The 670-nt window shown below is 43.6% G+C and carries 1 protein-coding gene; it reads right to left on the bottom strand.

Features of this window, described 5'->3' with window-relative positions; all coding sequences use genetic code 11:
• Positions 1–38 precede the first annotated feature (38 nt).
• Positions 39–578 (bottom strand): heme NO-binding domain-containing protein, encoded by a 540-nt coding sequence (locus R8N49_RS27605; RefSeq protein ID WP_318190515.1) that lies wholly within the window; start codon positions 576–578, stop codon positions 39–41.
• Positions 579–670 lie beyond the last annotated feature (92 nt).

Genomic DNA, 670 nt, shown 5'->3' with positions numbered 1-670 from the left:
GTTTCCTTTCTAATGAGGAGTTACCCGTCATACTCTTCTTATTGTGCCTCCAGCCAAAATCGAACTTGGCTTCCGTCTTCGGTTTGGTTTTGGTGCGTAATACGAATGACCTGTCCAAAGTGCGCAGCACAGCCTTTGAGCAACCCCAAACAAACATGCGCCATACACCTTGCACTATGGTAGTCGAACACCAGTTCTGACTGTGTTTCGCTGATAAAATCGAACTTAGGCGGATTGGCGTCTGGGTAACGTTTTTTAACTTCTACATGAATAAAGCTTTCTACATGTCGAACAAATTGAAAGGTATTGTCGCACTGCTGCAAGCTTGCATGACTGGGAATGGAGCGTAGCAGGTTCAAAAATACGCTTTCACCAAACACTTCTTGTAACTGCTCTGGGGGAATATCAGAAACTTTGCTGAGATTGACGATCAGTTTGACTAAGTCTCGGTGATCATAACTGCCGACAGAGGTATATACCCCTTCGTCATCGGAAAGTTCGAGCACTTGGTCAAGCACTTCAAGTCCAAATTTGCTTTCCACTAACTCCATGAACTCGGTAAAGATTATCCCTTTCATTGGCAAACACCAACCTCATTGCAACGCCTTAAAAATAAGAATGGTGTATAACCCTATAAGTTTCAAATCAATATGCTTCGGCAGAGTGAGAC

The organism is Vibrio sp. 1978 (assembly GCF_033344345.1).
Note: the sequence above shows the minus strand (reverse complement) of the source record. Positions and strands in the feature narration are given on the sequence as shown.